This is a genomic window from Methanoregula formicica SMSP, from assembly GCF_000327485.1.
Lineage (GTDB): Archaea > Halobacteriota > Methanomicrobia > Methanomicrobiales > Methanospirillaceae > Methanoregula > Methanoregula formicica.
In genome coordinates this window covers 1,933,634-1,950,122 of record NC_019943.1, presented here as the reverse complement: position 1 = coordinate 1,950,122, position 16,489 = coordinate 1,933,634, and the positions used below count along the sequence as shown (strand labels likewise).

Sequence of the window (16,489 nt, the reverse complement as noted above, 5' to 3'; positions counted from 1 at the left end):
ATTGTATGCTCAACTCTGAATGGGCTGGAGACAGTCCTCATTAATGGATGATACAGTAACCTCTGGAATTCCCAATACACTCACATGGATCCAAAGAAGGCAAATCATAATTACCCGGTAATCTTTTCAATGTACACCGCTACCGGGACCGACTGCCGGAATCCCGCCGGAATCTCTTCCGAAACCTGAGCATTGTAGGTTTTTCCTAAAAATCCCAAGGTTGTCCCCTCGGATACGAAGAATGAAATGTTAAATGATATCGTGCCGTTTTTTTCATCAAAAGCCCGCATTTCTTTCTCAATGTATACTTTCGAAACGTATCCTCCGCCAGTCACATCAGGTGAAACGGTCCGGGTATAGTTTACCTGCGTCAGGTTAATTCTTGGAGAAAGAAGATCCTTTGAACTATCGATTTTCATCGTATTCTTCCGTGATTCCCGGAACCACTGTGCATGGATATTTGTCAGGTTCCGGTCCAGTGACTGGAACGCAATCATTTTTCCCTGGGGTGTTACAACAAGCATCGATTTCCATTGCCCGAACTGCCGGTATTGCAGTTCATCATCACTGAATGCCTGTTCCCCGTTGATCATCGGAAGCGGGACGATAATATCCGTAGCCAGTCCCCCGTTATACCGGTCGAGCCCGTTTACCGATACGGTATATGTGACCGTTCCGGGCATATCATGGATCAGGGCATTCCCAGCAAAGGCTGCCAGTATCAGTACTAATACTGCGGCACCAAATGCAATAACCACCGGTAAAACCAGTTCCCTGAACGAAAATTTCATCTTGGCCATATAGATGAACAGACACAGAAGAACGGCAAATCCGGATAGAATGATAATTCCGGTAATACTAGAAATGCGAAAAATACAGATATCCAGGAAGAACGTGGTCAGTGACAGGAATAACGCAATTCCAATACCATATGAAACAATTTTTTTCTTATCTGGATCAGTCATTAGTCTCTCCATTATTTCATGAGGAAAATATATGTTCACGGACTTTCAGGATTGATCCTCAACCACGTTATATTTCCATCTCTTGGAATTGGTGCCCGAGAATATGCGTGAACCGCCAGAGGAATTTTTCCACTATAATCCTCAGGAATCACGATTGTTCCTTGGAGCTGGTAATCATCAATATAATCGGAACCTGTCCGATCGCCAAAGACGATGTATTCAATGTCAACAGTAATCGGTGGAGAATTTTCTTCATGTATGGATGAAAACTTTCTCGGGATATACACAATGGTTGTTGAATGGGAGAATTGCGACATGCCATTATTATCAGGTTGTTCTATTACCGGGATCAGGGAAAGATCGTTAATTTCCCACCGGGTAGTCCCGATTCTACGGTAATCTGTAACAAACGAAGCAGAAATATCTGAAAGATTATTTCCAGTTGATTGCAGGGCCAGCATTTTACCATCGTCTGTTGCAACAAGGACGGATTTCCAGTTACCAAAAGTCTGACCCTGCATACTTTCATCGAAAAACACGTCTTCATGGTTTAGTTGAGGGATTGGAACGATGATATCTGTGATAAATCCATCCGTCGAATAGTAGGAAAGATTCCTGATGTTGATTGAATATTGAGATTGATAATACCCTGGTTGGTTGACATGGATATACCAATCAGAACCTGCGATAAAGACAACGATAATAATTACAACGCATATTGTAATTTTTGTGAGAAAAAAAAAGAATTTTTTCATATAATCCTCCACGGATTATTATCATTTAACATAGTCAATAAGACCCATGTTATACTTTGCTCCATAGAGTATTGTGTCATGAGTATAATCCCTTAAGAGTGAATCATCCTGCCAGTTGGGATTATTGTTTATCTGATCTTCAAGGTATGTCTGATACCAGTGTGTGACGTCTATAAGATTATCTGCAGCGTCGCTGACATCCGTGACAATATAATAATAGTTATTTCCTGAGACGACATCCCGGTATTTCTCATCGTCATCTCCGGAGGTCCAGTGATCGCTTACATAAATCTCATAATCTTCGTGGGCCAGTAATCCCGAAGGAGTATAATGGAATGGCATTGACATATCAGTCATGAAATGGAGCGAGTAAGAAAGGTTGTATGCTCCTTTTGTCGTATCGCCCTGTTGATAATAAGCGCGAGCGATATTGGCATATTTTTCCGCCTCGCTGGTTGCCCCGGTCAATTTATAATGATTCCATGAACCCCATGAATCCGGGACCGCCGCATTATTTGCGAGTATGTTCCTCTCTGATGTACTCAATGACATTTTCTGGCCGGCAATTAATGCCATATCATTATGAATGAAGCCTGCCCATTTCGGAGCAGGGGATTTATAGATTTTCTCTAGACAATCCGGCCCCATGGAAATGAGGGTCTTCTCAAGTTCTCCTCGGTTGATCGTACTGTCATCATCTACAAATGTGGATAATAGTATGACATTCTGATCCTTGATTTTCTCGTCAAGATTGCATGACTGGATATCTTTGATAATGGTGACAATCATTTCCCGAAGTTCCTCATCTGTCACATCAATACCAACGGGTTCTGGAGACGATTGTGGTTTTTTATCTGTTGATACCAGGTTATCCCCAGCACTCACCATCGGTACTACTACCATCCCCGCCAGCAACAATGCCAGCAGGACGGTGATTATTTTCCGTAGAGACATTTTTCTTTCATCTCCTTCTCTTCTTCACAGTGCTGCACCCGGGGGCACGAAGCCAACCTTCATAAGATCGGAAGATGAAATCCTCATGCCTGCGGGCGGGACCGGGTTCTACACAGGTTCGTCGCTTGGTGAACCCGTCCTCTTCTTTTCCGGGACAACCTACGGTCGCCCCTATCAGGAAATATGTCCGGAGATTTATACGATCTCTCTCACAAGTCTTTACACGTCCGGGTTTTTTTTGAACGTGTAAATGGATGTGAGAGAAAAGGTAAGACCAGCTCGTTTCAACATCTTCCCTGATACCATGAGGGTATTTGGCAGATCATTACTCGCGTTGATCGTTGCAGCACTCGTGCTGGTTCCGATCGTTTATGCACAGGATGTTGAACAAAAAACGGCAGCCTATGAAGTAAGACCTGTTGAGCTGCCCTTTGTCGGCCTTGCATCTCCAAAGGCTTATGATACGATTACAACAGGGGAGACGGACACGTTCTCCAAATATGTCCTGCCCCTGACATCATCGCTTACCGTTGATCTCAACTGGGGAGACGCCTCTGATTCACTGGCACTCACCATACTTGCCCCGGACCAGAATCTCGGAACATTCTACGATAGTTCGGATGGGATTACCGATGGACGGATAGTCCTCCGGATCTCAAATCCCGGTGGATACCTTACCCTGGGAACATGGAAATTCGGTGTTTACGGTGCCAGTGTCAGCGGCGTTGAAGATTATTCGTTCACTGCATATTAGAAAAAGCATAAAACTGATAGTATTGGAAATGATATATCAATGAAGGCATGTTCTCATATCCATCCAGATCAATCCTTGCTATCATTTCCTTTTTTTTCCTGGTAGCCACTTCCACGGCCGCTCCCGTGAATTATGTTGTGGAAAGCGGGTATCCTTACCTGATCGAAAATCCCCCGGATGATGTAAGACAGCTCTCGTGGTGGGAACTGTCCCTGAGAGATATCATCATCTTCTCCCTGGTTGCTGTATCCCCCGCCCTGACATATCCTCTCGAATTGTTTATCCTCGTAAAGATGCTGCTGTATTCCGGATACCGGCACATCACGGATAAAACCGTGCTGGATAACCGGATGCGCCTTGAGATCTATTCGAGAATACGCGATCACCCGGGGACAACCGCACCAATAATTGCAAAGGATCTCGATATGAATCTGGGAACAGTCAGGTATCACCTTGCCATGTTACAGATCACGCGGAAGATCACCTCGATATCGAATCCGGGCTTTATCGCATTTTTTGAAAACCCGGAGAGCCGGTCAATCCTTGAGAGGAAACTCCTCGCGCATATGAGGAATGAGACAAAAGTAAAAATTTTTCAGTACCTTTGGCAAATGCCGGATTCATCGCGGAAGGGTATTGCAGACCACCTTGGTTTATCTGGCCCGGCCGTGACATGGCACATGAACCAGCTCATGGACGACCTGATTATCGTTACCATCCGCGATGGAAAATGTATCCGGCACTCACTAAATCCGGAAGCCGTACCGGTGCTTGAAAAGTACCTGCCCGCAATGATCCCTGGGGATTGATTTGCCCTTTTTGCCGGGAAAATTTCAACCGGACCCTGCCCAAAAAATTTCTGGCAGATCCTGCATGTAAAATGGTAACCAGATCTTCCAGAACGCAAGACCAGAAAAAACTTCTTCGTCGTAAAACAATCCGGGAATTCTACGAGATCCCGCTCACCATGCTTTGAGGCAGACCCTGCCCGAGGTACTTTTGAGCAGATCCTGCGTGAAAAAAAAATTTCCGGACTTTGCTTGAAATTATTCAGGCAAGCCCTCAGCCCCTGCACAAAGTCTGCGAGCTGATCATCCGGACCTTGCTCAAAAATTTCTGCCTTGCTCAAAAATTTCTGTCCTGTAAAAATCATCTTTCGTATAGATGGGGACTGATGTCCCCATACCCCCATCATGATGCTTGCCGCCGCCAAAGTCGAAGGCTGATGCCTTCTCCAGGTAATCCTCGCTGATGCGACGATTACCTCCCCGAAGGGCGCCCCGCAGCGGCCTCAATTACCAGTCATCCCGGGAGCCTGAAAAAATCCATCAGCCCCTCAGCCCCCGCAATAAAGTTTCAAAATCTTTTACAAAAAAATGCCGGGCCTTTGCAATTTTTTTCTTTGCTCTTTCGAAAAAATCTCTGCAATCATGTACCACGCAAAAAAGTACCACGCAAAAAAAATTCGCATCCGCTGCAAAAAAATTCGCTACAAATATTTTTCATGAAGTCTAAGTCAACGCGAAAATATCCCGGCAGATTCATTCGCCCGGAAGAGAACACTACCTCCGCATCACATACCCGAGAATTCCCACCTGCACTATCACCGCCGCGACTGCAACCACGAACATCGGGAGATACGGATCTTCAAGTCCCGGGAATAGCCGGACAGTCAACCGGGGCTGGACAAAAAACGTACAAATCGCAACCAGACCGGTGATAAACGTAAGAACCGTTGACAGTACGATGGACACCTTCATCCTCTTGTCAGGATCGAACAGGGCCTGCCCGAACGGTGTGAGACGGTAATATATCCATTTGTGGCCATCTTCCCGGGATTCAATAAGGCCGGCCTCTTTCAGTTGTTCGAGATGGTGATGGATGGTCGGGGGTTTTAAGTCAAGCTCCTTGGACAGTTCCGCGTTTGTTTTCTGCCGGGCACGGAGCGATGCAAGGATCTGGACCCGTGTTTCAGAGGAGAGGCTTCCGATGGTGGATTTATCAAGGGTATATTCAGCCGGGTCCTCCATGATAAGAGTATAATTAGAGAAAAATATTATATCAAATCTTCGTAGTGACATCAGATATCAAGAGATAGCATACGCACCACCTTTAGGAAATTGTTAGATCAAAATCTTCCATTTTCTTATGCATATTAACCCGGCTTCTCCAAACGTCCCATGAAGATTGGTGTCTTCGAACATAAACGGAAACGTGAGAATCATGAAAAAGTGGATTATTTTTTCAGCGCTTCTCTGCCTTCTTCTCCTGACCGGGAGCGTATCGGCAGAGCAGCTGAGCATATCCGGAGTAATCGTTGATGAGAAAATCTACGCCTCGCAGGCACCATGGTATACGGAAAACCTGATCAAATCGTATGGGCCTGTCCCATCGTATGATAAGGATCACAACGTTGCCTCTAAAGGTGCGATGAAAGATATCACCGGTATCACGGAGCGGGATATCCTGTATAAAAAACTGCATAATCTCTATGAAGCAACTGATGATTCCGTTACGAAACAATATTCCTACCCGGAGGGTCCGGTGCTGTCCTATGGTTACGATGCCCTGGGGACAGTTACCGTAGGGATCTATGAGAACACGACCGTGGATGAAAAAACAATGGATGCTATTTACTCCATTGTTGCCACGGAAGCAAAAAAGCAGGGAATCGATAACGTCCCGGTCATATTCTGCAGGGAACCCATAGCCCATCTTGATCTGGGGAGAAGCGATACCTGGAGACCAATTATCGGCGGGGTTCAGGAAGCAACCAATATCGGCGCGGCAACAACAGGTTTTGCGGCTACACGCGGGGGACAGAGTGGTTTTATTACCGCAGGACATATCGGGGACGTCGGAGATGCGGTTTACCAGCCCGATTTATCAAGTTCAATCGGTTCCCTGACCGTTTCATCGCTTGGCGCGACTTCAGACTCAGCTTGGATCCAGTACAGCAGCACATCAAACCAGATCTTTGAAAGTTCCGGCAGCCAGCCATGGGTGTATGGGACGATGACCCCGTACGTGGGTCTCGGAGTAACCATGTCCGGCATCTCAAGCGGGGTAACAACCGGAACAGTGGTACGGGAAACTTCGATATATAACAGTTTCTTTGACAAGATCATCCAAAATCAGTGGTTGGCAGATTACCCCTCAACAAGTGGTGACAGCGGTGCTCCGGTATACATTAAGGATTCGAACCAGCACATTCAGCTTCTCGGTGTTCAATGGGGTGGGGGAGCAGGGTATTCGTTCTTCTCGCCAATCTCAAATATTATAAACGATTTGAGTTAAGGAATCATTCTCTCTTTTTTTCTGGCGTCTGGTAGTAATTGCCTGTCACCATCCCCCATTCCCACAATTCACAGACCGATCCGAACCGACAAACGCGGCCTAAAGACCGTGGGTCTATCCCCAATGAAAAACATTCAGACAAGAGCGAAATTCTTTTCCCTATTCAAGAATCACATCCACTCATTCCAGAAATCATCGGCAAACGCACTCCCTCATCCATCCGGCCCGCCCCCACCCATGCAACAATCATACTCTGCCCCCAACCGGGAACCATTTCCGGCAACCCTGCCAGGAAAATTTAAACCGGACCCTGGCCAAAAATTTTCAAACACGCCCCTACCCCCTGCTCGAAACCCGCGAGCCGATCAACCAGACCTTGCTCAAAAATTTTTAATCAAACCCTGCTCAAAAAATTTCAGGCAGACCCTGCATGCAAAATGATAACCGGATCTTCCTGAACGCAAAACCGGAAAATCCTTCGCCGTCGTAAAAATATCCGGGAATTCAACCAGACCCTGCTCGAAAAAATATTTCCGGACTTTGCTTAAAATTTTTCAAGCAACTCCTCAGCCCCTGCCCAATGTCCGCGAGCTGATCAACCGGACCTTGCAAGAAAATTTCTGTTCAGTAAAAATCTTATTTCTCAAAGATGGGGGCTGATGTCCCGATACCCCTGAGGGATGCTTGCCGCCGCCAAAGTCGAAGGCTGATGCCTTCGAAGAACTTCGTTCTTCTCATCTCTTAAGTCTGGCGACTTTCGAGATTCTCCAGGTAATCCTCGCTGATGCGACGATTACCTCCCCGAAGGGCGCCCCGCGGCGGCCTCAATTACCAGTCATCACTGGGGCCTGAAAAAATCCATCAGCCCCTCAGCCCCCGCAATAAAGTTTCAAAATCTTTTACAAAAAATTGCCGGGCCTTTGCAGATTTTTTCTTTTGCGCTTTTGAAAAAATTTCTGCAATCATGTAACACGTAAAATTTTTTCACGCATCCGCTGCAAAAAATTCGCTACAAATATTTTTCATGCAGTCTTGGCCAACGCAAAAAAAATCCGGCAGATTCGCCAGCCTGATATATGAAGACATCACCCCTCCCCCTCTCACTCTCCGACGGTGCCCGACGGAAATGGGCCTGAAAGTCCCTACTAAGATAGTGCAGATCCAGCCTCTTCGAAGAACGACTTCCGTTGTCCTTCTCGACTCGGAATTTGCCCTATATTAATAGTGCAAATTCCTCCTCTTCAAAAAATCTGTCACATCCGACAGGTTTTCAGACCTGGTGGATGAGAAGCGGGGAGATTCAGCAGAATTTCCACGGCGAGAAGTGAGGCTGAATGCCGAACTTCGAATAATCCGCAGGGTTCTTCGAGGTAATTTGACCCATATGAGGGTTCCCTAAATCCCGGGATACTCTCACGACGGAGGGGGGCATCTCACCTCTGCTACGGGGTGCTTCCGGGGACTTTCCGTCTCCTAAATCCGATCTCTCCGTAAATCGCGTATTTTTCGAATCGGAGCCCATTTTAAAAAACCGGTTTTCGGCAGGTCGCACTTTTTTGCGAATTAGAGTACAGTGTTTTGAAAATACGCCCGTAGCGCGAATATTTCCCCAATCCTGGCGCAGGATTGCCCTGAAAAAATGTCAATATAGGACCTCCCTGTTGGACGATCGCAGATTTTTCTGGACATGGGCACGCGAAATGAGCCGGGAGGGAGGGTTTGATCCGGAGTGTTCCGTCGGAGAGGAGAATCGCACCGTCGTAGACATCTTCGAAGACCTACGTCTTTGAATTGTAATTGCCGGTTTGGGAAAGCAGGAGCCGGTATTCCCTCATGCGTACACAACATCCCGGTAAATGCCGTCACGTATCTCCGGCCGGTGTGCCCGCGGGGTAGCAAGATCCACATGCCTTCCGATCTTTTCTTCAGGATAGTCCGACAGTTCGATAAGATCAAAAAGATCTGCGCCCTCACAAAAATCGACAAGGAGATCTACGTCGCTGTCTGTCCGTCCTTCCATCCGGGCAAATGAACCAAAAAGGCCAATGCTGCGGACTTTATACCGTGAGGTAAGATCGCTCTTTATTGATTTGAGCAGATCAAGAATTTCGTCACGGCTTGTCATAAGGCTCTCACCTCCCTATCTGATGTACCAGCCATTAATTATTTCTCTCACGGTGTGAACGATGGTCGAATGGATTGTATCTCAGATAAAAATATTTCAAAGGATCTCATGACCGGCGTACCGCTCGGATCATCACAAGCGATATCAGGGAGTACGATCACCACATTACTAAGAACCATTGGAAAAACCGGGAGAGTCTTCATGCACCGCATTATCGAGCAGAACCTTGACGAAATTATCCGGATTTGCTCGCATCGCAGAGTCCGGCGCTTGGCGCTTTTTGGTTCCGCGACAGATGACCGGTTCGATCCCGAAAGGAGCGATCTCGATCTGCTCGTTGAATTCGAGAAGATGCAGCCCGGGGATCATGCGGAACAATATTTTGGCTTGGCAGAGGATCTCGAACACCTGCTCAACCGCCCGGTTGATCTCGTGGAGCCAGGTCCGATCCATAACCCGTATTTCCGCAAATCTCTCGAAGATACGCAGGTCGAGATCTATGCTGCCGCATGAGACGAAAAAATATTTTTTTGATATCGCAGAAGCCTGCGATCTGATTGCACAGTTTACTGCCGGAAAAACGTTCGCCGATTACCAGAATGATCCCTTACTTCGCTCCGCAGTCGAGCGCCAGTTTGAAATTGCCGGTGAAGCACTATGCCAGGCAATTCGGCGTGACGCAAACGTGGCCGAACTGATCAGCAATTCCTCGCGGATCATCTCTTTTCGCAACCGGCTGATTCACGGGTACTCGACAATTTCTGATAATGTCGTATGGGGTGTTGTTGAAACAAATCTTCCCCAGCTCACTCGCGAAGTGAAGGCCCTTCTTGAAAAGTGAGGGATGCGTAAAAATTATTTAAACCAGTTTTCCTGTTTTTTCAATAACAATGACAAACTTATGCAGGGACATATTCCCTCAGACGTACTGGTAAAAATCTTCGACTCCGACCCTGGCCAACCTGAGCACTCCCCGCAATGTCCCCGGCTTTAATTCTTCATGCAGGGGGACAACGGTCCCGATCTTTCCTTCATCGGTCATTTTGGAAAGACGCACATGGCTGCCAGACTGGCCGGATACAGAAAAGCTAAAATGATTGCAGAGGATCTTTATTGCTTCTTCACCGGCTACCGGTCTATGATGTGGCAACCGATGACACTTCAAAGGTTGTAAGAATTGCCCGTTTCTTTTTTGTCAGGGGAAATTCCTCAAGGTATAACTCGGTTGCTTCTTTCAGGTTGCTGACCGCTTCTTCTATGGTTTTTCCCTGGCTGACCGTCCCTACTTCCGGGCATTCGGCCACATAGGTGTCATCCTCCTTGTGAAGCACAGCGGTAAATGTTGACATGGAATACTCCGGAATCAGGTTTGGTTTTCCATTCCTAAATCCTTTGTTAATGCCCGGAAGGATTTATGTCTCTCTTGTGCCGGTTGTCAAAAAAATTTTTCAGGACGTAATGTTCCTCAAGGCCTTTCCTGAGGTTCCGTATCGCATCATTTTCAGATAATCCCTGGTCGGCAACATTCGTGAGAAGATCAACAGCTACGAAATATTTTCCTTTCTGATGGACTTCGATAAGAGTCTTCATGCTCAGGTATACTTTATCCGGCTTTATGATGAGAATAGTATGGTGGTCGCGAGGCTGAGCACCACGCCACACTTTCTAACAAAAATTTTATTTTTATAAAACCAACGGAACAGCAATGAAAATCGTTCCCATCCTGCTCATCCTGGGAATTTTCCTGATCGCGTGCGGATGCAGTTTTCCCGGGGAGGATCCATCCGGTCAGGCCCGGGTTTTTGCGGAAAAAGCCGTCGCCAGCCTGAAGGACGCGGACCGGATGGTGGATGAACACCCGCAGAACGCAACGGCCTGGTGCATCCGGGGAATGTCCTACAACAGTGTTCTCGGCCAGTACGATGTTGCGATCGAGAGTTACAACCGGGGTCTTGCCCTGGAGCCGGACAACGCGATCTGCTGGCTCGGGAAAAGTATCACCCTCCGGAACATGAGACAATATGACGAGGCCGACGCCTGTTTTGAGACCGCCTGCCGCTTGGATCCCTCATTCCAGCAGTACCGGGTGAATGGCCGGGACACCAATGCCAATTATTTCATCATGCTCCGAAGGGGGCCGGCTGTTCCATGACAAGGTAACCGGGAACGAGATCCGGGACGGGGCGGGAAAAGAAAAAAAAATCAAAAAAAAAAAAAATTATCCCTTCACAGCGAGCCCGTTCTCTCTCGCAATTTCCACGAACGCCCGGCCCAGGTGTTCCGCCTGCTTCCGTGTCGTCCCGTACGTGTTGAACTTCCAGACTTTCGTTGCGCCGGGAATAACGCCCGTGATCCCTTTCTCCTCCAGCGCACTCTGGAGATAGTACCCGCGTTTCTTGTGCGACTCTGCGACTTTGTCGAACGACGCGATCGTATCGATGCGGGTCATCGTGTGCTTCCGCGGGAATTCCGAGAGACACTTTGTTCCTTCGATCGAGAGGAGGGCGTCCATGACAATCTTGTGGTTCGCGAGCTCCTTGTCGAAATGTTTCGTCCGCTCCTTCACGTGCGGGAACGATGCCATCATGCCCACGAGCGTCACGCCCATCAGCGTACAGCCCATCATCTCCGGCTCCTTGATCCCGAACTTCCGGTTCGTCACATCGCCGATGATGGCGGTCGTGCGGAAGACCTCCTTCTCGCGTTCTGCCGTTGCCGCGAGGACTCCCGAGGGGGCGGGGGCAGCCATGCTCTTGTGGCCCGAGCCGACCACGAAATCAACGCCCATCGCCTTCCCGTCAACCGGCAGGATGCCGACCGTGTAGGCGCCGTTGTAGACAATGGGGACATCGTACTGGCGGCAGACCTTCGCAATGCCGGCAACGTCGTGCATGTTGCCGTACTGGTAGTCCACGTGATCGATGAAGGCAAGGACGGGCGCCCTGCCGAACTCGCGTTTCACGGCCTCGATCTTCTCCGCAGTTGCATCGGGCGTGACAAGCTTCTGGTCGTTTGCCGGGATCTCCCGGGCGACTCCCCCCGACTCTTCCACCGCGAGGAACTCCGTGTAATGCGAGAGGGAGGTGAGGAGCACCGGGTCGCCCTTGTTCACGTACGTGTGGGCAACGGCCTGGAACCCGCGCCGGGCGCCGGGCACGGTGCGGACCGCGTCCATGTTCAGCCACTTTGCAACGTCCTTGTGGAACTCCGCGATCGGCGGCTTTGCAATGTAGTCGAGCCGGTTGGGCTTCCGGCAGTTGTCGCAGACCGAGTACCCGTCGCCGTACGCCACGACCGCTTTCATCGCATCGGCCGTGAGCCGGCCGCCGGCCTGGATCGGATCGATGTTGATGAAGAGCTCGTCCACCTGCCGGGCCTCGATGCCCTGCCCGCACCTCATTTCAGCATCTCCTGCTTCAGCGAGCCAACCTGCCGCTCGAGGTTTTCAAGCAGGCGTAATGCCTGCTCCTTCTGCTTCGCATCGAGCTCGTGCAATGGCGCGGTCTCGCGGAGGAGGATGCGGAGGTCCGTCAGCGTGTAGATTGCCTGGAAGGTCATGTCGACTGCCCGTTTTGACATGGATTCACCTGATTATTGTATAGACGTCCGGGAAATTAAGTACCTGCGTTCTGTGCCGGGGCCTGAATGGAAGTCCGGATACGTACGTAAGTTTCTTGCTCTTTTGCTCTTTATTTGTCGGGCGCCTTGTCCTATTGCCCTGACACCCCGAAGATTAATTGTTGCATTGACAACATTTATTCGCGACCCCGTCCATTATACCGGGTGCATTCTCCATCGTGTCATTCCACGGAGATCCCGTTTGGTGCAATAGTCTCGATAACCAACCGCGGGAGAACCATGTTCCTGAATGACCGGCTCAGGCCGATGGGCCTCTCTGCCGGCCAGTTCCCCGTCCTCATGCTCCTGGCAAAGGAGCAGAACATCACGCAGGAGACCCTTGTCCGGCATTACCATCTCGACAAGGGAACGATAGCCCGTGCGGTAAAAAAACTCGAAACCGCAGGATATATCCGGCGCATCACCGATCCCGGCAACCGGCGGGCGGTCCGGCTCTTTCTTACGGAAAAAGGAGAACAGGCGCTTCCGGCGCTCCACGCGATCAACCGTGCATGGGAGTCCCTTGCTTTTTGTGGTCTGACAGCGCAGGACAAAAAGACCTGCCGCCACCTGATGCGCACCGTGACCCTGAACGTTTTTTCGTATATGGATACCGAAGGAGGGCATGCCAATGACAGGGAGTAACCCCGTCCCGTCTCCGGAGGTTCCGGAGGATGCAAAACTGAAGGAAGGAGTTGCGCTCCTCATGGGCGATCCCAAGAAGGCGATCCTCAAACTCTCCGGCCCGATGATCGTGGCAATGCTCCTGATGTCAACGTACAACATCGTCAACGCCATCTGGGTTGCCGGCCTTGGCTCCGATGCCCTTGCTGCGGTCGGCTTTGTGACCCCGCTCTTCATGATCCTGATGGGCGCGGCAAGCGGCCTTGGCGCCGGCGTGGCATCGGTAATCTCCCGGAGGATCGGGGCAAAGGACAAGCCCGGTGCCGACAGTGCGGCATCCCACGCGATTATCATAACGCTCCTCCTCTCGGCAGTCCTGACCCTCCCGCTCATCCTTCTCACCGAACCCATCGTCATCCTCTTTGGTGCCGGCGAGACCACGGCCCTTGCAACCCAGTACGGGCAGGTGGTCTTCCTTGGCATGTTCTTCATCTTCTTCACGAACATCGGGTACGCGATCCTGCGGGCTGAAGGAGACACGAAGCGCGCGATGTACGTCATGGCCGCGTCCTCGATCCTGAACATGGTCCTCGATCCCCTGCTCATCTACACTGCCGGCATGGGGATTGCCGGCGCCGCGTGGGGGATGCTCCTCTCGCTTGTGATGGTCTCGTGCGTGATGCTCTACTGGCTGGTCTTCCGCAAGGATACGTATGTCACGATCTCGCTGCGGTCATTTGCGTGGCATGGCAGGACAATCCGCGACATCCTGGGCGTGGGCCTGCCGGCAAGTGTAGAGTTCTTCTTAATGTCGGTTATCGCGATCTTCATCAACGGGCTGCTTGTCATCACGGCCGGTACCGATGCGGTTGCGGTCTATACCGCCGGGTGGCGCGTGGTCTTCTTTGCCATCATCCCGCTGGTCGGTATCAGCACATCCTTAATCTCGGTTGCCGGGGCGGCATACGGTGCCCGGATGTTCGGGAAGATCCGGGTTGCCCACCGGTTCTCGGTCCTGTTCGGCATGGCGATCGCCCTTGTGACAAGCGCCCTGACCTTCATCTTCGCGCACCAGATCGCCCTCATCTTCTCGTACTCTGCCGACAGTGCACACCTTGCACCGGAGATCGCGGCATTCCTTGCAACCATGTGCCTGTTCTATCCGTTTGTACCTCCCGGGATCATGTCCGGGTCGATCTTCCAGGCAACCGGCAAGGGGCTCACCTCGCTCATGATCACCCTGCTGCGGAACCTTGCCTTCATCGCGGTCTTCACGTACCTCTTCGGGATCGTGCTCGGTTTCGGGGAGCACGGCGTCTGGTGGGGCATCGTTGCCGGGGACATCATCGGCGGGACGGTCGCGTTCCTCTGGGCGCGGTACTATATCGAACGGCTGATTGCTACGGGATAGGGAGGGAAGGAGTATGGACCCGGTGATGCAGAAGATACATGATCATGCCCGCACGGTCATGGGCAATGGCGGCTCCCATGGCTTCGACCATGTCGAGCGTGTGACCTCCCTCTGCGAACGGATTGGGAGGGCGGAGGGCGCTGACATGGCGATCCTGGTCCCGGCAGCCCTGCTCCACGATATCGCCCGCCCGCTGGAGAAGGAATGCGGCCTTCCCCATGAGCAGGAGGGGGCAAGAATGGCAGAAGAGTATCTTAATTCCCTCGGGTACGATGCCGGTGCGGTACGTATCATTGCAGCAGCAATCCGCACCCATCGCTTCACCACCGCGGCAGAACCCGAAAGCCTGGAAGCACGGATCCTGTCCGATGCCGACAAGCTGGATGCGCTGGGTGCGGTCGGGATTGCACGGACGTTCATGCGTGCCGGGGAACACAGGACAACGATGCAGGACGGGATCAACCATTTCCACGAGAAACTGCTGAAATTACCGGACCGGATGTACACAAAGACCGCCCGGCAGATTGCCGCGAAACGGCATGCGATCCTTCTCCGGTTCCTTCTGCTCATGGAGGACGAGATCCGGGTCCCCGTTCCCTGAGCGCCTGACCCATACCTTCATTGTTCGCGGCGTCAATAGTACACTATTACGGAGCTGTTTTCATTAATCCTCATGCAAATAAACCTGGAAATTCCGATGGAACCCCTGAATTCAATCCCGACGGGACGCCGGTCGTCCGCGTCAGGCTGCCAAAAAAGCGCTTAAACGAGCAGTTTGCCTGCGCGGAACTGATGATGGGGGCAAACCACATCCGCGTCCGGTGCCAGGACGGCGTTGAGCGGATGGGCAGGATCAAGGGCAAGATCAAGAAGCGGGCATGGATCCGCGAAGGCGACATCCTGATCATCGCCCCGTGGAGTTTCCAGGACGAGAAGTGCGATATCCTGTACCGCTACCTCCCGCCGCAGGCTGACTGGCTGCGCAAGAACAATTACCTCTCCTGACCCCTTTTTGTTTTCCTGCAGGATACCTGCATTTATTATACTCCACTAACTAATACTGTTCAGCAGTTTTCACAAGACTGTTAGAGAAAGAATTATGTACGGATCAAATAATTTTGGTGGAAACAGGGGCCCCAGAGACTTCGGTCCCCGCGAAATGACAAAGACAACCTGTTCGGACTGTGGAAAGGAATGCGAAGTTCCGTTCAAGCCGACTGAGGGCAGGCCGGTTTACTGCCGCGACTGCCTCCCCAAGCACCGGAAACCCCGGTTCTAAATTTTTTTTCTTTTGTGTTCTTCTCCAGCGCTATTCTTCTGCAACGGTTGCTGTCAGGAGCGGATGCTCTATCTTTCTGGTTATTGCCCCGGGGGAGTGCCTGCCGGCATGGTTGCGGACACCGAAACGGTCAATAGGTCAGCCGGGCAAGTACTGGAGCAATCCATAGGAATGGTAGTATCATGGGTATTTTTGACAAGTTAACCGGAAAACCAGCAACGCTCACGCCCAAGTCAGCCCTCGTGCTCTCGGCAATCACCGTCATTGCCGCAGACGGCGTCATCGATGAAGCCGAGATCAACGACCTTGCGAAAATCGTTCGCGGCGACAAGAAGTCCATCCAGACTGCGATGGATGTCTTAAAGGCCAACAAGTTCCCCGGCGTCATCGATATGGTTGCCGCAACTCTTGACGAGAAGCAGAAACTGGCAACGCTTGCAATCCTCTGCGACCTTGCCATGGCAGACGGCGTCCTTGCCGGCGAAGAGAAGGCAGTCCTCCAGATGTACATGGACAAGTTCGGCGTCTCCGAGGCTGCCCTCAAGCCCATCATCGAGGCAATTGCGATCAAGAACGACTTCTCGATCTTCTCATAACCCTTTTTTCACTCCCGGTGCGCCCGTGAACTGGTTCCTTGGGGCGTATATGCCGCGTGCATGGCCGGGTTTGTTGTGCTAGAGTGGTTATTCCTGGCTGGCTAGAGGGGA

22 protein-coding genes are annotated in these 16,489 nt (G+C 50.8%); 12 read left to right on the top strand and 10 right to left on the bottom strand.

Features of this window, described 5'->3' with window-relative positions:
• Window positions 1-110: 110 nt before the first annotated feature.
• Genes METFOR_RS09800 through METFOR_RS09790 form a run of 3 tightly spaced genes read right to left on the bottom strand, consistent with a single transcriptional unit; the run spans window position 111 to window position 2,674 of the window.
• Window positions 111-1,004 carry a hypothetical protein gene (locus METFOR_RS09800; protein WP_158491377.1) on the bottom strand — a complete coding sequence of 298 codons (894 nt, stop codon included), beginning with the start codon at window positions 1,002-1,004 and terminating at the stop codon, window positions 111-113.
• A complete protein-coding gene (locus METFOR_RS09795; protein ID WP_015285976.1) occupies window positions 1,001-1,720 on the bottom strand; it encodes a hypothetical protein in 720 nt (239 codons plus the stop codon). The genes METFOR_RS09800 and METFOR_RS09795 overlap by 4 nt, the downstream gene beginning before the upstream one ends.
• 21 nt (window positions 1,721-1,741) lie before the next feature.
• The gene (locus METFOR_RS09790) at window positions 1,742-2,674 is read right to left on the bottom strand and encodes a phospholipase C/P1 nuclease family protein (protein WP_048110927.1); all 933 of its coding nucleotides are present in this window, start codon (window positions 2,672-2,674) and stop codon (window positions 1,742-1,744) included.
• A 250-nt stretch (window positions 2,675-2,924) separates the two neighbouring features.
• Here METFOR_RS09790 and METFOR_RS09785 point away from each other — a divergent pair, with 250 nt between their 5' ends.
• Window positions 2,925-3,428 carry a hypothetical protein gene (locus METFOR_RS09785; protein ID WP_233504392.1) on the top strand — a complete coding sequence of 168 codons (504 nt, stop codon included), beginning with the start codon at window positions 2,925-2,927 and terminating at the stop codon, window positions 3,426-3,428.
• Between the two features lie 125 nt (window positions 3,429-3,553).
• Window positions 3,554-4,237: a winged helix-turn-helix transcriptional regulator gene (locus tag METFOR_RS09780; protein ID WP_158491376.1), complete on the top strand. Its 684-nt coding sequence runs from the start codon at window positions 3,554-3,556 to the stop codon at window positions 4,235-4,237.
• Window positions 4,238-4,990: 753 nt separating this feature from the next.
• Here METFOR_RS09780 and METFOR_RS09770 read toward each other — a convergent pair.
• Window positions 4,991-5,458, bottom strand: coding sequence for a winged helix-turn-helix domain-containing protein (locus METFOR_RS09770; RefSeq protein ID WP_015285972.1), 468 nt, complete (start codon window positions 5,456-5,458; stop codon window positions 4,991-4,993).
• A gap of 193 nt (window positions 5,459-5,651) precedes the next feature.
• Between METFOR_RS09770 and METFOR_RS09765 the strand changes: the two genes are divergently transcribed.
• Window positions 5,652-6,725: a chymotrypsin family serine protease gene (locus tag METFOR_RS09765; protein WP_015285971.1), complete on the top strand. Its 1,074-nt coding sequence runs from the start codon at window positions 5,652-5,654 to the stop codon at window positions 6,723-6,725.
• A gap of 1,831 nt (window positions 6,726-8,556) precedes the next feature.
• Here METFOR_RS09765 and METFOR_RS09760 read toward each other — a convergent pair.
• A complete protein-coding gene (locus METFOR_RS09760; protein ID WP_015285970.1) occupies window positions 8,557-8,850 on the bottom strand; it encodes a nucleotidyltransferase family protein in 294 nt (97 codons plus the stop codon).
• A gap of 201 nt (window positions 8,851-9,051) precedes the next feature.
• Here METFOR_RS09760 and METFOR_RS09755 point away from each other — a divergent pair, with 201 nt between their 5' ends.
• Window positions 9,052-9,363, top strand: coding sequence for a nucleotidyltransferase family protein (locus METFOR_RS09755; protein WP_015285969.1), 312 nt, complete (start codon window positions 9,052-9,054; stop codon window positions 9,361-9,363).
• Window positions 9,350-9,691 carry a HepT-like ribonuclease domain-containing protein gene (locus METFOR_RS09750; protein WP_015285968.1) on the top strand — a complete coding sequence of 114 codons (342 nt, stop codon included), beginning with the start codon at window positions 9,350-9,352 and terminating at the stop codon, window positions 9,689-9,691. The genes METFOR_RS09755 and METFOR_RS09750 overlap by 14 nt, the downstream gene beginning before the upstream one ends.
• A gap of 78 nt (window positions 9,692-9,769) precedes the next feature.
• On the opposite strand, the gene METFOR_RS09745 is transcribed toward METFOR_RS09750, so the two are convergent.
• Genes METFOR_RS09745 through METFOR_RS09735 form a run of 3 tightly spaced genes read right to left on the bottom strand, consistent with a single transcriptional unit; the run spans window position 9,770 to window position 10,440 of the window.
• A complete protein-coding gene (locus METFOR_RS09745; protein ID WP_048110925.1) occupies window positions 9,770-10,000 on the bottom strand; it encodes a type II toxin-antitoxin system HicA family toxin in 231 nt (76 codons plus the stop codon).
• Window positions 9,987-10,199: a type II toxin-antitoxin system HicB family antitoxin gene (locus tag METFOR_RS09740; protein ID WP_015285967.1), complete on the bottom strand. Its 213-nt coding sequence runs from the start codon at window positions 10,197-10,199 to the stop codon at window positions 9,987-9,989. Before METFOR_RS09740 ends, METFOR_RS09745 begins: the two co-directional genes overlap by 14 nt.
• A 46-nt stretch (window positions 10,200-10,245) precedes the next feature.
• Window positions 10,246-10,440 carry a hypothetical protein gene (locus METFOR_RS09735; protein WP_015285966.1) on the bottom strand — a complete coding sequence of 65 codons (195 nt, stop codon included), beginning with the start codon at window positions 10,438-10,440 and terminating at the stop codon, window positions 10,246-10,248.
• A gap of 115 nt (window positions 10,441-10,555) precedes the next feature.
• Between METFOR_RS09735 and METFOR_RS09730 the strand changes: the two genes are divergently transcribed.
• Window positions 10,556-11,002 carry a tetratricopeptide repeat protein gene (locus METFOR_RS09730; protein WP_015285965.1) on the top strand — a complete coding sequence of 149 codons (447 nt, stop codon included), beginning with the start codon at window positions 10,556-10,558 and terminating at the stop codon, window positions 11,000-11,002.
• Window positions 11,003-11,068: 66 nt separating this feature from the next.
• On the opposite strand, the gene pscS is transcribed toward METFOR_RS09730, so the two are convergent.
• Window positions 11,069-12,250, bottom strand: a complete 1,182-nt coding sequence (gene pscS / locus METFOR_RS09725; protein WP_015285964.1) for an O-phospho-L-seryl-tRNA:Cys-tRNA synthase — start codon at window positions 12,248-12,250, stop codon at window positions 11,069-11,071.
• Complete coding sequence (locus METFOR_RS09720; RefSeq protein WP_015285963.1) at window positions 12,247-12,429, bottom strand: hypothetical protein; 183 nt, start codon at window positions 12,427-12,429, stop codon at window positions 12,247-12,249. Before METFOR_RS09720 ends, pscS begins: the two co-directional genes overlap by 4 nt.
• Window positions 12,430-12,708: 279 nt before the next feature.
• Here METFOR_RS09720 and METFOR_RS09715 point away from each other — a divergent pair, with 279 nt between their 5' ends.
• The 6 genes from METFOR_RS09715 (at window position 12,709) to METFOR_RS14605 (ending at window position 16,378) form a co-directional block, all read left to right on the top strand.
• Window positions 12,709-13,113, top strand: coding sequence for a MarR family winged helix-turn-helix transcriptional regulator (locus METFOR_RS09715; protein WP_148277743.1), 405 nt, complete (start codon window positions 12,709-12,711; stop codon window positions 13,111-13,113).
• A complete protein-coding gene (locus tag METFOR_RS09710) occupies window positions 13,100-14,503 on the top strand; it encodes an MATE family efflux transporter (protein ID WP_015285961.1) in 1,404 nt (467 codons plus the stop codon). Before METFOR_RS09715 ends, METFOR_RS09710 begins: the two co-directional genes overlap by 14 nt.
• Before the next feature lie 25 nt (window positions 14,504-14,528).
• Window positions 14,529-15,104, top strand: a complete 576-nt coding sequence (locus METFOR_RS09705) for an HD domain-containing protein (protein ID WP_233504390.1) — start codon at window positions 14,529-14,531, stop codon at window positions 15,102-15,104.
• 62 nt (window positions 15,105-15,166) lie between these two features.
• Window positions 15,167-15,508, top strand: a complete 342-nt coding sequence (gene eif1A / locus METFOR_RS15015) for a translation initiation factor eIF-1A (protein ID WP_148277742.1) — start codon at window positions 15,167-15,169, stop codon at window positions 15,506-15,508.
• A gap of 94 nt (window positions 15,509-15,602) precedes the next feature.
• Window positions 15,603-15,782, top strand: coding sequence for a CxxC-x17-CxxC domain-containing protein (locus tag METFOR_RS09695; RefSeq protein ID WP_015285958.1), 180 nt, complete (start codon window positions 15,603-15,605; stop codon window positions 15,780-15,782).
• 182 nt (window positions 15,783-15,964) lie between these two features.
• Window positions 15,965-16,378, top strand: coding sequence for a tellurite resistance TerB family protein (locus METFOR_RS14605; protein ID WP_015285957.1), 414 nt, complete (start codon window positions 15,965-15,967; stop codon window positions 16,376-16,378).
• Window positions 16,379-16,489 lie beyond the last annotated feature (111 nt).